The 14,616-nt window shown below is 65.7% G+C and carries 19 protein-coding genes; 4 read left to right on the forward strand and 15 right to left on the reverse strand.

From position 1 onward, the window contains the following. Positions 1-15: 15 nt before the first annotated feature. The 14 genes from C1O66_RS10070 to argB all read right to left on the reverse strand — a co-directional run bounded on the left by C1O66_RS10070 (position 16) and on the right by argB (position 9,702). Positions 16-732: a CerR family C-terminal domain-containing protein gene (locus tag C1O66_RS10070; RefSeq protein WP_165794551.1), complete on the reverse strand. Its 717-nt coding sequence runs from the start codon at positions 730-732 to the stop codon at positions 16-18. 795 nt (positions 733-1,527) lie between these two features. Next, complete coding sequence (tatC, locus tag C1O66_RS10075; protein WP_102767755.1) at positions 1,528-2,313, reverse strand: twin-arginine translocase subunit TatC; 786 nt, start codon at positions 2,311-2,313, stop codon at positions 1,528-1,530. Next, on the reverse strand, positions 2,310-2,789 hold the full coding sequence (tatB, locus tag C1O66_RS10080; RefSeq protein WP_102767756.1) for a Sec-independent protein translocase protein TatB: 480 nt from the start codon (positions 2,787-2,789) through the stop codon (positions 2,310-2,312). Before tatB ends, tatC begins: the two co-directional genes overlap by 4 nt. 79 nt (positions 2,790-2,868) lie before the next feature. Further along, complete coding sequence (tatA, locus tag C1O66_RS10085) at positions 2,869-3,111, reverse strand: Sec-independent protein translocase subunit TatA (RefSeq protein WP_102767757.1); 243 nt, start codon at positions 3,109-3,111, stop codon at positions 2,869-2,871. Between the two features lie 76 nt (positions 3,112-3,187). Then, positions 3,188-3,535 (reverse strand): histidine triad nucleotide-binding protein, encoded by a 348-nt coding sequence (locus C1O66_RS10090; protein ID WP_102767758.1) that lies wholly within the window; start codon positions 3,533-3,535, stop codon positions 3,188-3,190. Between the two features lie 70 nt (positions 3,536-3,605). Beyond that, positions 3,606-4,001 (reverse strand): DUF4870 family protein, encoded by a 396-nt coding sequence (locus C1O66_RS10095; protein ID WP_102767759.1) that lies wholly within the window; start codon positions 3,999-4,001, stop codon positions 3,606-3,608. Continuing rightward, positions 3,994-4,368 (reverse strand): phosphoribosyl-ATP diphosphatase, encoded by a 375-nt coding sequence (locus C1O66_RS10100; RefSeq protein ID WP_102767760.1) that lies wholly within the window; start codon positions 4,366-4,368, stop codon positions 3,994-3,996. The genes C1O66_RS10095 and C1O66_RS10100 overlap by 8 nt, the downstream gene beginning before the upstream one ends. Beyond that, positions 4,365-4,760, reverse strand: coding sequence for a phosphoribosyl-AMP cyclohydrolase (gene hisI / locus C1O66_RS10105; RefSeq protein WP_102767761.1), 396 nt, complete (start codon positions 4,758-4,760; stop codon positions 4,365-4,367). Before hisI ends, C1O66_RS10100 begins: the two co-directional genes overlap by 4 nt. 26 nt (positions 4,761-4,786) lie before the next feature. Further along, positions 4,787-5,254, reverse strand: coding sequence for an NUDIX domain-containing protein (locus C1O66_RS10110; RefSeq protein WP_102767762.1), 468 nt, complete (start codon positions 5,252-5,254; stop codon positions 4,787-4,789). Beyond that, entirely contained in the window at positions 5,247-6,197 is a 951-nt protein-coding gene (locus C1O66_RS10115; protein ID WP_102767763.1) for an ATP-binding protein, read from the reverse strand. The genes C1O66_RS10110 and C1O66_RS10115 overlap by 8 nt, the downstream gene beginning before the upstream one ends. A gap of 65 nt (positions 6,198-6,262) precedes the next feature. Beyond that, entirely contained in the window at positions 6,263-6,934 is a 672-nt protein-coding gene (gene slmA, locus C1O66_RS10120; RefSeq protein WP_102767764.1) for a nucleoid occlusion factor SlmA, read from the reverse strand. A gap of 148 nt (positions 6,935-7,082) precedes the next feature. Then, entirely contained in the window at positions 7,083-7,778 is a 696-nt protein-coding gene (locus tag C1O66_RS10125) for a response regulator (protein WP_102769585.1), read from the reverse strand. Positions 7,779-7,950: 172 nt separating this feature from the next. Further along, the gene (locus C1O66_RS10130) at positions 7,951-8,640 is read right to left on the reverse strand and encodes a pyrimidine 5'-nucleotidase (protein ID WP_102767765.1); all 690 of its coding nucleotides are present in this window, start codon (positions 8,638-8,640) and stop codon (positions 7,951-7,953) included. Between the two features lie 144 nt (positions 8,641-8,784). Beyond that, the gene (gene argB / locus C1O66_RS10135; protein WP_102767766.1) at positions 8,785-9,702 is read right to left on the reverse strand and encodes an acetylglutamate kinase; all 918 of its coding nucleotides are present in this window, start codon (positions 9,700-9,702) and stop codon (positions 8,785-8,787) included. 105 nt (positions 9,703-9,807) lie between these two features. Here argB and C1O66_RS10140 point away from each other — a divergent pair, with 105 nt between their 5' ends. Genes C1O66_RS10140 through C1O66_RS10155 form a run of 4 tightly spaced genes read left to right on the forward strand, consistent with a single transcriptional unit; the run spans position 9,808 to position 13,905 of the window. Further along, positions 9,808-10,719 (forward strand): cation diffusion facilitator family transporter, encoded by a 912-nt coding sequence (locus C1O66_RS10140; RefSeq protein WP_102767767.1) that lies wholly within the window; start codon positions 9,808-9,810, stop codon positions 10,717-10,719. Next, positions 10,716-11,156, forward strand: a complete 441-nt coding sequence (gene dtd, locus C1O66_RS10145) for a D-aminoacyl-tRNA deacylase (RefSeq protein WP_102767768.1) — start codon at positions 10,716-10,718, stop codon at positions 11,154-11,156. The genes C1O66_RS10140 and dtd overlap by 4 nt, the downstream gene beginning before the upstream one ends. 20 nt (positions 11,157-11,176) lie before the next feature. Next, entirely contained in the window at positions 11,177-11,647 is a 471-nt protein-coding gene (locus C1O66_RS10150; protein WP_102767769.1) for a (2Fe-2S)-binding protein, read from the forward strand. Further along, a complete protein-coding gene (locus C1O66_RS10155; RefSeq protein WP_102767770.1) occupies positions 11,644-13,905 on the forward strand; it encodes a xanthine dehydrogenase family protein molybdopterin-binding subunit in 2,262 nt (753 codons plus the stop codon). The genes C1O66_RS10150 and C1O66_RS10155 overlap by 4 nt, the downstream gene beginning before the upstream one ends. 12 nt (positions 13,906-13,917) lie before the next feature. Here the strand turns inward: C1O66_RS10155 and C1O66_RS10160 are convergent, their stop codons facing one another. Further along, positions 13,918-14,592 (reverse strand): tellurite resistance TerB family protein, encoded by a 675-nt coding sequence (locus tag C1O66_RS10160; protein WP_102767771.1) that lies wholly within the window; start codon positions 14,590-14,592, stop codon positions 13,918-13,920. Between the last annotated feature and the right edge of the window lie 24 nt (positions 14,593-14,616).

Below are 14,616 nucleotides of genomic sequence, written 5' to 3' on the forward strand. Positions count from 1 at the left end.
TCACCTTCACGATCGTCATGTTTTGCGTACTTTTCGAGATGTCTGCGGATTCAGGTTTGCGGCAGATGCCTTGGCAGCCGCTTGACGCAGCGCCCGTTCGTGTTCGATCAACGCTTCGCCGTACCCCACCAGGCGGCCCAGCACCCGCTCATAAGCGCCGGGGCTGCGCACCATGCCCGGTACCATGGCCTCCATATGGTCCGCCGACATCCAGTAGTCCTGGGCCAGGGCAACCAAGCCGAAGGCCAGTTGGTGCAGCTCGGTGTCGATTTCCTGCGCGCCACATCGCAGCGCCAGCATCTGCACCAACTCGGTGTGGCGCGGCGCGATGTACTCGGCACAGATCTCCTGATACACCGCGCTGGGCTCGATCATTTCGCGCCCGCACAGACGGAGCAGGCTGGCCAAGGCCTCCTCATCCAGTTGCAAGGGTTGCAGAAATGCGCCGTAAAAGCTTTCCAGCCACTCGCGCAAGGGAACACTGGCATCGGCCTCCGGGATACGGGCGATCACATCGGCCACGGGCCGCATCATCACCTCGCGATACAAACCCAGCTTGTCCCCGAAGTAATAGGCGATCAAGCCGATGTTCGCCCCGGCCGCCTGGGCGATCTCCCGCGTGCTGGCCTTGTCGAAGCCTTTGATCGCGAAAATCCGGCTGACTTCGGTCAATAGCCTCTCCCGACGGCCGGGTCCTTCCTCGCTCTGATTCGCTTTGTTTGATTTGGACATGGCAGGCATGATAGTCAATTTAATCAATCGATTGATTAAACAATTCTGAATAGCCCCTGTGCACGAATGGAGAGGCGGAAGACGCCCAAACAGGTCCTCGAATCAAGGTTGTGCTGCTGCATTCGGCACCTTGCGGACCTCGGCTGTCTGGATCTTTCTCGCTGCGGTGTCTCGGCCCGCCGCCAGGCTCATGGTTCGCGGGTCGGCTCTTTGAGCCGACTCCCCTCGGTGCTCACTGCGCGGCTCAGCGGCGCCAATCTCCCTCCGTTCGCTGCGCTCACTGTGGTCAAACAGTGGCGCCGAGTCAGAGCTTGAAGCGCGTGGGACCACGCGCCTGAGCCGCTCCGCTGCGCCCTCGGCCGCGCACAAATCGCCCGTCGGCGGGCCGAGCCACCTCCGGAGATGGCGTGTTCCACCGTGGATGAGGCAGATCGATCGCGATGCAAGCGCCCTGCAGCCCGTGCCGCTGCCGGGCGATTTGTGAAGGGCCGAGCAGCACAGCGCCTCGGGGCGCGCGCGGTCACGCGCGCTTCAATTTCTGACTTGGCGCTTCTGTCTGAACGAAGCGAACGCAGGGAGCGGAGTGAGTTATGCGCCAGCCCCGAGGCGCGAGCAGCGCAGGGAAGTCGGCCCGCCAGGGCCGACCCCGGAACCATGAGCCCGGCGGCGGCACGGGCTGCAGGGCCTCACGAGCAAAACCAAAGGCGGCTTCGTGCCGAATTCAGCCACTGCACAGACATGCAGTAGCAAAGAAAAAGCGCTCCGGAGAGCGCTTTCTTGGCAAATCCAATCCGATCAAGATGTCCCTTCCGAACTGTCCGGCGCCTTGGAGTAACGGATGAAGTAGCTGGCGGCGAACAGGCCCAGCTCGTACAGGATGCACATGGGAATGGCCAAGGCCAGCTGCGAGACCACATCGGGCGGGGTGATCACGGCGGCGATCACGAAGGCCAGGACGATGAAGTACTGGCGGAAATCGCGCAGCTTCTCCACCGAGACCAAGCCCATGCGAGCCAGCACCACCACCACCACGGGCACCTCGAAGGCGGCGCCGAAGGCAATGAACATGGACATCACGAAACTCAGGTACGCCTCGATGTCAGGCGACGCGGTGATGCTCTTGGGCGCAAAGCTCTGGATGAACTTGAACACCTGGCCGAACACGAAGAAATAGCAGAACGCCACGCCCACCATGAACAGCAAGGTGCTGGAGAACACCAGAGGCAGGACCAAACGTTTCTCATGCGAATACAGGCCCGGCGCCACAAAGGCCCAGACCTGGTACAGCACGATCGGCAAAGCCACCAGGAAGGCAGCCAGCAAGGTGATCTTCAAGGGCACCAGGAAGGGCGAGATGACGTTGGTGGCGATCAGGGTCGTGCCTTTGGGCAGCTGCGCCACCAAGGGTGCGGCCAGCAAGTCATACAGGGCAGCCGGGCCGGGATAGAAGGCCAGAAGACCGAACACCACCAGCACCGCCAAGCTGGCCTTGACCAGACGGTCGCGCAGCTCGATCAGGTGAGAGACAAAAGGCTGCTCGGTGCCCGCGAGTTCATCCTCGGGCTTGTGGGAATCGGTCATGGAAATCGGCGGGCAGGACTGGGGCGGAAACGCGCCACACGGGCGGCACCGGACTGAGCATGGCGGCGCACGCCTTGGCGTTGCTTGTACCACTGCGGGGTCGCGCCGCGCTTGACCCGCCAGTTCTTCTTCGGATGTCGGTAGCTGGGCAGGCCGGACTCAGCGTCTGTGGATCCGATGCTGCGGCCACTGACATCGGCCCAGGTCTGGTCAAAGGCCTGGGTGGCGGAGTTGATCTCCTGCTGCACCGTGTCCTGCACCTCCCGCGCTGCCGTCTCCATTTCGGTGCGCATCTTCTTGAGTTCTTCCAGCTCCATGGAGCGGTTGACCTCCGCCTTGACGTCGGACACATAGCGCTGCGCCTTGCCGATCAAATGGCCGATGGTTCGCGCCACGCGCGGCAGGCGCTCGGGGCCGATGACGATCAGAGCCACACCACCGATCAGGGCGAGCTTGTCAAATCCAAAGTCAATCATGCGAGTCGCAGGCGCTCAAAAGGCCTGCGTGAAATGGAGAGCAAGACGAAAAACAAACCAGAGCGTGGCGCGTCAAGGCTCAAGACTTGGTCTTGGCTTCGACGTCGACCGTGTTGGCGTCGTTCGCCTTGGCGGCGTTGGCGACTTGCTGCGCAGGCGCGGCGGCGGTGGCATCGCTGCCGGCGCCATCCTTCATGCCGTCCTTGAAGCCCTTGACGGCCGAACCCAGATCGGAACCCACGTTCTTCAGCTTCTTGGTGCCGAAGACCACAATCACGATCAGCAGCACGATGAGCCAGTGCCAGATGCTGAAAGAACCCATTATTTTTCTCCTGAGATGGAAGCTGTCATTCTAGTTGGCGCACATGACAGTTCTGCGAGCGCGGCTTTGGCCGGGCTCAGCCCTTGGCCCAGGGGCGCGGGCCGCCCATGACATGCATGTGCAAGTGGTAGACCTCTTGGCCGCCATCGGCGCCCGTGTTGATGACAGTTCGAAAACCATTTGTGACACCCAGCTCGCGCATCAGTTTCGGCGCCAGCACTGTCATACGACCCAGCACCTCGGCATGCGCGTCGGTCGCCTCTGCCAGAGAGGACAGGTGCTGCTTGGGGATCAAAAGGATGTGCACCGGGGCCCAGGGATGGATGTCATGAAAGGCCAGGATGTGCTCATCTTCATAGACCTTGCGGCTGGGAATCTGGCCGGCGACGATCTTGCAGAACAGGCAGTTGGGATCGTGTGACATGGTTGTAAGCAAACTCGAAAAACGAAAAACGGGCTGACAAAAACCTGGAACCCCGCGAGGCCTGGGCCCCTCAGACGATGCTGCGAGCCGCGTTCATGGCCAGCCAACCTCGGACGACACGGTACAGGAACCAGATCGACACCAGCGCCCAGGCGATCCAGCCCGGCACCACCAGCAACAACCACAAGGGCGAGGTCAGCAGATAGAAAAAGCCGGCCCAGGCCACCGAACGCAGGCGCCAGCTGAAATGGCTGGCTTGCCAGCTGCCGGCCGCGTCGTCGCGCTTGATCAGGTCGATGGCCACGGCCACCAGCAAGAGCAGCACACTGGCCTGTACCCCGGGCAAGACGGCCCCGACCGCCACCACGGTATGCAAGAGGTAGCTGATCAAGCCGACGGTGCGCAGGCTCTGCTCCCGTTGAGGATCGAGCAGCACCGTGGCATCGTTCTGTGTGTCCTCAGTCATTGGGTTCCTCCTCGGCCTTGGATTTCTGGCCCCGAGCCGCAAATTCCTGCAGGCCCGACAGACCTTCACGACGCGCCAACTCGTTCAGCACATCGGCCGGCTTCAGTCCAAAGGCCGAGAGCGCAATGATGGAGTGGAACCAAAGATCAGCGACCTCATAGACCACCTTCTGCGCATCGCCATCCTTGGCGGCCATGACGGTTTCGGTGGCCTCTTCGCCAACCTTTTTCAAGATGGCATCCAGGCCCTTGTCGAAAAGCTTGGCCACATAGCTGGTGGCCGGGTCGCCGCCGTTGGCGGGCTTGCGCGACTCGATCACGGCGGCCAGTTTGGCCAGGGTGTCATTGCCTTGCGAGGACGGGTTCATTTGTAGATCCGCTCCGGGTCCTTGAGCACGGCGTCCGCCGCCACCCAGGCCCCCTTGTCAAAACGTTGGAAGAAACAGCTGTGGCGCCCGGTGTGGCAGGCGATGCCGGGGGTGTGCCCGTTCTGCGTGATTTTGAGCAGCAGCACATCGTTGTCACAGTCCAGGCGCATCTCATGCACGGTCTGGGTGTGGCCGGATTCCTCGCCCTTGTGCCAGAACTTCTGGCGCGAACGGCTCCAGTACACCGCCTCGCCCTGGGCGGCCGTGCGGCGCAAGGCCTCGCGGTTCATCCAGGCGAACATCAGCACATCGCCGCTGTCGCGCTCTTGCGCGATCACGGGCAGCAGCCCGTCGGCATCCCATTTGATTTGATCCAGCCAGTCGTCAGTCATGCGCAGCAGTGTAGTGGTGGGCCGGCTCAGGCCTGGTGCGTGGGGCCGGTGTGCGAACGCTCGTAGGCAAACCAGTCCAGCACCGGAATCGTGCCCGGCAGCACCGGCCGCACCTCGACCGGCAGCGCCTGCCAGGCCATGGTCTGCTGCTCGCGCATCTGGAACTCGCCCTGCCAGTCGAAGACCTTGCAGAAATGCAGGCGCACGCGGGCATGGGGGTAGTCCATCACCAGCTCTTGCCAAGGATGGGCGGCACCGATGGTGATGCCCAATTCTTCTTGCAACTCGCGGCGCAGGGCTTGCTCCACCGTCTCGCCGGCTTCGAGCTTGCCGCCGGGGAATTCCCAGTAGCCGGCGTAGACCTTGCCCTCAGGCCGCGAGGTCAGCAAGAAGCGCCCTTCCCGGCCTTGCGCATCGCGCTCCACCAAGACGCCCACGGCCACCTCGACCGGCACGCGGTCGGTGGGCGCCATTCCGGTCAAGGACTCAGACATGATCGAGGCCCTCCGGTGCCTGGCCGGCAATCACGGCCGGTGCCTCCTGGGCCGGCGCGCCGCGCCCGGCCAGATCGCGCGCAAACTGCGCCGCCACCCGGCCCGAGCGCGAGCCGCGCTCCAGCGCCCAGACCAGGGCCGGCTGGCGCGCCGCGGCAATCTGCGCCTCGTCCAGGCCGTAGTAACGCAACCATTGCGCGGCAATCGCCAGGTACTCGTCCTGGCTGAAGGGGTAGAAGCTCAGCCACAGGCCGAAACGCTCGGACAGAGAGATCTTTTCCTCCACCGCCTCGCCCGGGTGCACCTCGCCATCTTCGGTATGGCGGTAGCCCAGGTTGTCACGCATCTGCTCGGGCAGTAGGTGGCGGCGGTTGCTGGTGGCGTAGATCAGCACGTTGTCACTGGCGGCGGCGATGGAGCCGTCCAGCATGGACTTGAGCGCCTTGTAGCCCAGCTCGCCCTCGTCGAAGCTGAGGTCGTCGCAAAAGATCACAAAGCGCTCGGGCCGCTCGGCCACCAAATCGACCAGATCCGGCAGGTCGACGAGGTCGTTCTTGTCCACCTCGATCAGGCGCAGGCCCTGCGGTGCGTAGGCATTCAGCACCGCCTTGATCAGCGAGCTCTTGCCCGTGCCGCGGGCGCCGGTCAGCAGCACATTGTTGGCCGGCCGGCCCTGAACGAACTGCTCGGTGTTCTGGCGCAGGCGGGCCTTTTGCGGCTCGACCTCCAGCAAATCATCGAGTTGGATGCTGGCGGCATGGCGCACCGGCTCCAGCACCGGCGCGCCGCGTCGGCGGCGGTAGCGGAAGGCCGCAGCGGCCTGCCAGTCGGGCGCGGCCAAGGACTGAGGCAAGACGGCCTCCAGCCGACCCAGTAGCGCTTCGGCGCGGCTGAGCAGGCGGTTCAAGGGGCTGTCCGGAGAGAGCGAATCGAGCAGAGACATGCGGGCAGTTTAAGGGCGCGCCGCGGCCGCCCCGGCTGCCAGCGCCTTCGCGCCCCAACCTCAACTCAGCGCGCCAACATGCGCAGCGCCGCTTCCATCTGCTCGATCGGGCTGCGCTTGAAGCCCGAGCGGGCATAGCGCTGCAGGCGGCCGATGATGAAGCTGACCAGCACCGAGGCTTGGGCATTGGCCTCCACCGTCGGCGTGCTACTGCCATTGGCCTCGGCAGCAGCGCGCAAGACCTGGCGCAGCGAGCTCTCGATGCGATCAAAGAACTGGTTCATGCGCGCGACCAGGCGCTCGTTCTCGTAGACCAGGGCATCGCCCACCATCACCCGGGTCATGCCGGGGTTGCGCTCGCCGAACTGCAAGAGCACGGCGACGATTTTTTGAGCCTGGGCGGTGCCCGAACCTTCGCGCTCGATGATCTGGTTGACCAGCGAAAAGACGCTGCCCTCGATGAACTCGATCAGGCCCTCGAACATCTGCGCCTTGCTGGCGAAATGGCGGTACAGCGCCGCTTCGCTGACCTCGAGCTTGGCCGCCAGGGCCGCGGTGGTGACGCGGTCGGCACCGGGCTGCTCCAGCATGCCGGCCAGGGTCTGCAGGATCTGCACGCGCCGCTCGCCCGGGCGGGGCCGCTTGCGGGCCGGCGGGGCGGCAGTCACGGGATCGGAGGATTCGGCCGATGGCGCATCGACGGGCACGGCAGTGGATTCGGGCACGGAGGCTGACATCGGTCGATTGCTTGAAAGAAGTGGCCGGCCGCTGAGGGCCGCAAGAGCAGACGGTACGGCAGAGAAATCAGCGATCCGGGCCTGCTTGCACCCAGCGCGCGGCCGATTCTGGCACAGCCCGGGGCCGCTCCTGATGTCAGCGCCGCGCTCAGTCGCGCAGCCAGCCCAGGCGTCGTGCTTCGTAGATCGCCTCCACCTTGGATCGCACATGGAGCTTGCGGTACACCCGCTTCACATAGGTCATCACCGTGTGCGGCGAGACCTGCATGAACTTGGCGATTTCGTCGAAGGTGAAGCCCTTGGCGGCCAGGTGCAGAACCTTGGATTCCTGCTCGGACAGGGCCACCGCGTCTTCGTCCGAGGCCGGCGGGTGGTGGGCCGATCCGGCCGTCGCCGAGGCCGCGGCACCTTGCGGCAGGGCCGGCGCCAGGCGCAGCAACAGGCGGCGGGCGATGACCGGGCTGATCGGGCTGCCGCCGGCGCGCAGGCAGCGCAGCTGCTCCGGCAAGTCCAGGGCCAGGGAATCCTTGAGCAGGTAGCCGGTGGCGCCGGCCTCGATGCTGGACAGCACATGCTGCTCGTCACCGAACACCGAGATCACCATGACCTCGCACTGTGGCCGGGTCTGGGCGGCGTGGCGGATCAGCTCGATGCCGCTGCCGCCGGGCAGGTCCAGGTCCACCAGCAGCACATCGGGCAGCAGGCGGTCGAACAAGCTGCGACCCTGGGCCAGGTCGGTGGCGATGCCCACCAGCTTGATGTCCGACACCGAAGCCAGGGAGCGGGTGAAGGCATCGCGGAAACTGAGCTGGTCTTCGACGATCAGGACAGAGAAATTGGGCATGGAGGATCCGGGTTGCGCCGAACCATTCTGCACCCCCTCGCCCGCCGCGGCCAATGCGGCAAGCCCCTAGGGTTGGGCCGCCTCACATCCCACATCCTTGGGATAGGCAAGCCAGCCAGACATGACGCCGGATTCCAGCGGCATGCACGTGGAGCAGCGCCGTGGCGACGCTTCAGCGAAGCAGGGTTTGCAGGCTGCGCACCCGACGGTCGACATAGGCCGGGCGGCGACGCAGCGGCTGCTGTGCGCCCGGCCCGGTGGCAGCACACTTCAGCCAGCGCTGCATCCTGACCGTGGACATGCCCACGCGGCGCGCCGCTTTTTGGTGCACCAGGGTGTCTTCCACCAGGATGCATTGGCCGGGCAGCAGCTTCAAACGCGCCAGCAGGTGGCGGAACATGCGCGCATCCGGCTTGGGCCGCAGCTGGCCGAACATGCGCATCTGCTCCACCGCGATCACGGCCTCAAAGTCGCGCGCCATGCCCAGGGTGTGCAGCACGCGCAAGGCATAGTCCAGCGGCGCATTGGTCAGTAGGAACTTGCGCCCGGGCAGGCGGCGCAAGGCGGCCAGGTCATGGGCATGGCTGTGCAAGCCTGGCTCCATACCCGGCAGCGCATGCGTTTCGGCCAGGAAATGCGCGGCCGACACACCGTGATGGCGAACCAAGCCCAGCAGCGTGGCGCCGTAACGGTGCCAGTACCGCGAACGCAGCTCTGCGGCCTGATCGCCTGGCACCCCCAGGTGGCGGACGATGTACTCGTTCATCGCCACATTGAGCGCCCCGAACACATGGGCCGAGGCGTTGTGCAAGGTGTTGTCGAGGTCGAAGAACCAGACCTGGGACGCGCGGCGCTCGTTCACGACACAGCTGAGTGGTTCAACTTCAGTGCGACCGGATCATGGCAAGTCTTCCCTTCGGTCAGACGCGGAACAAGCCTTCGGTCTCAGTGAGACCGAATCATTGCAAGTCTTCCCTTCGGTCAGACGCGGAACAAGCCTTCGGTCTCAGTGAGACCGAATCATTGTTCCGTACGCCTGGTCCGACAGGATCTCGAGCAGCATGGCATGTGGCACGCGGCCGTCGATGATGTGGACCGCGTTGACGCCGCTCTTGGCCGCGTCGATGGCGCCGGCGATCTTGGGGATCATGCCGCCGCTGATGGTGCCGTCGGCCACCAGCTCGTCGATGCGGCGCGGGGTCAGCTCGGTCAGCAGCTGGCCTTCCTTGTCCAGCACGCCGCGGATATTGGTCAGCATCAAGAGCTTTTCAGCACGCAACACAGTGGCCAGCTTGGCCGCCACCACATCAGCGTTGATGTTGTAGCTCTCGTTGTGCTCGCCAAAACCGATGGGGCTGACCACGGGGATGAACTGGTCGTTCTGCAAGGCCTTGACCACGCTGGGGTCGATGGAGACGATGTCGCCGACCTGGCCGATGTCGTGCTCCTTGCTCGGATCATCCTTGTCCTGAATCATCAGCTTCTTGGCGCGGATCAAGCCGCCATCACGGCCTGTCAGGCCCACGGCCTTGCCACCGGCGGCATTGATCAGACCCACCACGTCCTGCTGCACTTCACCGGCCAGCACCCACTCGACCACGTCCATGGTCTCCTGGTCGGTGACGCGCATGCCCTGGATGAAATGGCCCTTCTTGCCCAGCTTGCTCAGCAGGCCTTCGATCTGCGGGCCGCCGCCGTGCACCACCACCGGGTTCAGACCCACCAGCTTGAGCAGCACCACGTCCTCGGCGAAGTCTTTCTGCAGCTCCGGGTCGGTCATGGCGTTGCCGCCGTATTTGATGACGATGGTCTTGCCGTGGTACTTGCGGATGTAGGGCAGCGCCTGAGACAGGATCTCGGCCTTCTCGCGCGGGGCAATATGGGCCACATCGGTGCTGGAGGTGGCGGTCGTGTCGTTCGTCATGGCGGCGGGCGCTCGGCAGGCAGGGGTTGAAACTGGCGCGATTGTAGGTTTGAAGCGCCGCACCATTCAGCCGCGCTTCAGCGGAAGGCCGCCACAATGCGGGCCATGCAAGTCGCCTCCTACCTGAAGCTGTCCATCGCCGTCGCCCTGGTGACCATCGCCCTGAAAACCGGCGCCTGGTGGTGGACCGATTCCGTCAGCCTGGCCGCCGATGCGCTGGAATCCCTGGTCAACCTGGCCGGCGCCATCTTCGCCCTGGCCATGGTCACGGTGGCGGCCAAGCCGCCGGATGCCGAGCATCCATTTGGCCACCACAAAGCCGAGTATTTCTCCAGCGGCTTTGAAGGCGTGCTCATCATCGCCGCCGGCCTGGGGATCATCTGGGCCTCGGTTCACCGCCTGCTGGACCCGCAGCCGGTGGAAGGCCTGGGCCTGGGCGTGGCCCTGGCGGTGATCAGCTCGGCCTTGAACGGCGGCCTGGCCTGGGCCATGCTGAAGAAGGCGCGCGAGCACCGCTCCATGGCCCTGGAGGCCGATGCACGGCACCTGTTCACCGATGTCTGGACCTCGGCCGGTGTGGTGCTGGGCCTGCTCGGCGTCATGCTGTCCGGCTGGCAGTGGCTGGACCCGCTGCTGGCCGCCGTGGTGGCCCTCAACATCTTGCGCGAGGGCGTGCACCTGGTCTGGAAGTCCAGCCACGGCCTGATGGACCCAGCCCTGGACCCTGAAGAGCTGCGCGCGGTGCAAGAAGTGCTGGACCGCTTTGCCCAGGCCCAGCACATCCGCTTCGACCACATCGCCAGCCGCAGCGCCGGCCAGCGCCGCTACCTCGACCTGCACATGCACATGCCCGCCAGCTGGAGCCTGGGCCAGGCCGCGGCCGAGCGCAATGCGCTGGAGCGCGCGCTGATGGTCGCCGTGCCCGGCTTGCGCGCCAGCATCCAGCTGCTGCCCAGCGATGTGGAAGCGCATTTTGATGACCCACAAGATGAAAGTCAGATGGAGTTGAAGCCATGATCGCCGTGCTGCAACGCGTGCAACACGCCCAGGTGGAAGTGGAAGGCCACATCACCGGCGCCATCGGACCGGGTCTGCTGATGCTGGTCTGCGCCGAGCCGGGCGACAGCGAGGCTCAGGCCGACAAGCTGATTGCCAAGGTGCTCAAGCTGCGCGTCTTCAGTGACGAGGCCGGCAAGATGAACCGCAGCGTGCAAGACATCGCCGGCGGCCTGCTGATCGTCTCGCAGTTCACCCTGGCCGCCGACTGCAGCAGCGGCAACCGGCCCAGCTTCACCGGCGCGGCCGGCGCCGAGCAGGGGCGGCGCTTGTATGACCACTGCCTGCAAGTCGCTCGGCGCCTGCACCCCCGGGTGGAAGCCGGCGAATTTGGCGCCGACATGAAGGTCAGCCTGCTCAATGACGGGCCAGTGACCATCCCGATCACGATTCGCTGATCCTCCCTGGAGCCTCCCCGATGAGCATCTCCTTGAACGTCAACGGCCAGGACCTACGGTTGGACATCGAGCCCGAAACGCCCCTGCTCTGGGTGCTGCGTGACGAGCTGGGCCTGACCGGCACGAAATTTGGCTGCGGCGTGGCCAGCTGCGGCGCCTGCACCGTGAGCGTGGACGGCGTGGCCACTCGCTCCTGCGTCATGCCCATTTCGGCCCTCGAAGGCACCAAGATCCGCACCATCGAGGCCGAGCCCGACCGCATCACCGCCGCCCTGCAAGCGGCCTGGGTGCAGCTGCAGGTGCCGCAATGCGGCTACTGCCAGAGCGGCATGATCATGGCCGCAGCCGCGCTGCTGCGCAGCAATCCCAAGCCCAGTGATGCCGACATCGACGCCGACATCAACAACCTCTGCCGCTGCGGTACCTACCAGCGCATTCGAGCGGGCATCCATCTGGCCGCCCAGCAACTGAACGGGAGTGCCTCCGCATGAAGCGCCGCGGCTTTCTGATTGCCGGTGGCCTGCTGGGCGGCGGCGTGCTACTCGGCGTGGGCTTGACCACGGCGCCCTCAGCCGCCTCCCGCCTGGGTGACAAAACCCAGCTGCCGACCGAGCCGGGCCAGGTCGCGTTGAACGGCTGGGTCAAGATCCTGCCGGACGGCCGCGTCATCGTCGCCTCACCACGCGCCGAGATGGGCCAAGGCGTTCACTCGGCCCTGGCCATGCTGGTGGCCGAGGAGCTGGACGCCGACTGGAAGCAGGTCAGCACCGAACAAGCACCGCTGGCGCAGATCTACGCCAACACGGCAGTGCTGGTGAATGTCCTGCCCTTCAGCGCTGACGATGACAGCCTGCTGGCGAACCTGGCCCGGCGCTCCATGCAGCGGGTCGGCTATCTGCTGAGCCTGCAGATCACCGGTGGCTCCTCCAGCATCCGCGATGCCTGGGAGCCCCTGCGCCTGGCCGGTGCCACCGCGCGGGCCATGCTGCTCGATGCCGCGGCACAGCGCTGGAACGTGACGCCGGAAAGCTGCCAGGTGCAAGCCGGTGTGGTTCGCCACCCGGCCAGCGGGCGCCAGGCCGGCTTTGGCGAGCTGGCGCCGGACGCCGCCCGGATTAGCCCGCAGCAAGACCTGACCCTCAAAACCCCGAGCCAGTTCCGCCTGATCGGCAAGCCCATGCCGCGCACCGACATTCCGGCCAAGGTCAATGGCCAGGCGCAGTTCGGCATCGACATGCGCCCCGAGGGCCTGCTCTACGCTGCCATCCGCCACTGCCCGGTGCTGGGCGGCAAGGTCCACAAGCTCGAAAGCGCCGCAGCCAAGGCCCGCCGTGGCGTGGCCGATGTGATCGTGCTGCAGGAACGCGCGGTGGTGGTGCTGGCCGATCGTTACTGGCGCGCCAAGCAGGCGCTCGATGCGCTCGACATCGAGTGGAACGAAGGCCCCAACGCCCAGCTCGATTCCGCTCAGATCGACCGTCAGCTCAAGCAGACATTGGACAGCAAGGACAAGGGCAGCGGCTTCCGCCAGCTTGGCGACGCCGAGGCCGCCTTGCAGCAGGCCGAGCGCCAGTTGGACGCGCTCTATCGAGCCCCTTTCCTGGCCCACGCGGCCATGGAGCCGATCAACTGCACGGCCCAATTCAAGGACGGCCATCTGAAGGTGTGGTGCGGCACGCAGGTGGCATCACTGGCACGCTGGAAGGCCGCCCAGGTGGCCGGCATCGACAGCGACCATGTGACGCTGCATGTGCCCCTGCTCGGTGGCGGTTTCGGCCGCCGCCTGGAGCTGGACATGGTCGAAGAGACGGTGCTGCTGGCCATGCAGGCCCAAGGCCGGCCGGTCAAGCTCGTGTGGTCGCGCGAGGAGGACATGCAGCACGATATGTACCGCCCCGTCGCCATGGCCAGCTTCAGCGCCGCGCTCGATGCGCAAGGCCGCCCCCAGGCCTGGCTGAACCGCGTGGCCGCGCCTTCCATCGGCCTGGCCACGACCGAGCGCCTGCTGCCCTCGATGGCGGCGGACTCTCCCGACAAGAACCAGATCGAAGGCGCTTTCGACCTGCCCTACGCCATACCGAACCTGAGCGTGCGCCAGCTGCGGGTGAAAACACCGGTGCCGATTGGCTCCTGGCGCAGCGTTGGCCATTCCTACAACGCCTTCTTCACCGAGGGCTTCATCGACGAACTGGCCCACGCCGCAAAAAAAGACCCCTTCGAGTTCCGCCGCGCCCTGCTGGTTGACAAGCCGCGCCACCGCGCGGTGCTGGAGCTGGCCGCGGCCAAGGCCGGCTGGGGTCAGCCCTTGCCGGCGGGACGGGCCCGCGGCATCGCCGTGCATGAGAGCTTTGGCTCCTGGTGTGCCCAGGTGGCCGAGGTGTCGCTGCAGGATGGGCAGCCGCGGGTGCATCGAGTGGTCTGCGCCCTCGACTGCGGCGTGGTCGTCAACCCCGACACGGTCGAAGCCCAGATGCAGGGCTCCATCGTCTACGGCCTGTCGGCCGCACTCTACGGCGAGATCACCTTGAAAAACGGCCGGGTCGAGCAAAGCAACTTCCCCGACTACGAGGCAGTTCGCTTCGCGCAAATGCCCCAGATCGAGGTGCACATCGTGCCCAGCAGCGCGGCGCCGGGTGGAGTCGGTGAGCCGGGCACGCCGCCGATCGCGCCGGCCGTGGTCAACGCCTTGTTTGCACTGACCGGCCGGCGGATTCGCGAGCTGCCGCTGCGGCCCGAGCTGTTCGCCTGAGCACGCCGCCGCTCAGCTCACAAGGGCCTGGGCTTCAAGCTCGGCTTTCAAGCCGGAAGGCAGGCGCAGCTGGCGCGCCAATTCGTCGAGGTAGGCCCGTTCCATGAAGCTGGTTTCGTCGGCCACCAGCAGACTGGCCAGGTACATCTCGGCAGCCAGCTCCGGGCTGCTGGCAGCCTGCGCCACCTGAGCCGGATCCAGCGGGCGCGCGAGTTCGGCCTCCATCCACTGGCGCAGGGCCGGTTCGGCCTGCAGGCGCTGCAACTCGGTCTCCAGCAGACCGCGCTCCCGGGCATCGAGATGGCCGTCGGCCTTGGCCGCGCCGATCATGGCCTGCAGCAAGGCCCGGCCATGCTGCTCCTGGGGTGCCGGGTTCTGCGATGGGGCGGCCAAGGCTGCCGGTTGCGCTGCAGGCGGCTGTTGCTGCTGCCCTTGTTGGGCCTGCTGAGCCTGCCAGGACTGGTAGGCCTTGTACGCCACCGCGCCCAGGGCCGCAAGGCTGCCGTACTTGAGCGCCTTGCCGCCAAAGCTGCGGCCTCGCTTGCTGCCCAGCAGCAGGCCCAGCGCACCGCCCGCCGCGGCGCCGCCGCCGATCTGCCGCCAGTCCGGCCCTCGGCCGCCGCTCTTGCCGTCCAGCAAGCTCAGGCCCGACTTGAACAGCTGTTCCAGCATATGTTGTGCACTCATGGTGCTTGCTCCTTGAAACCAGAT

It is taken from the genome of Paucibacter aquatile (assembly GCF_002885975.1).
Lineage (GTDB): Bacteria > Pseudomonadota > Gammaproteobacteria > Burkholderiales > Burkholderiaceae_C > Paucibacter_A > Paucibacter_A aquatilis.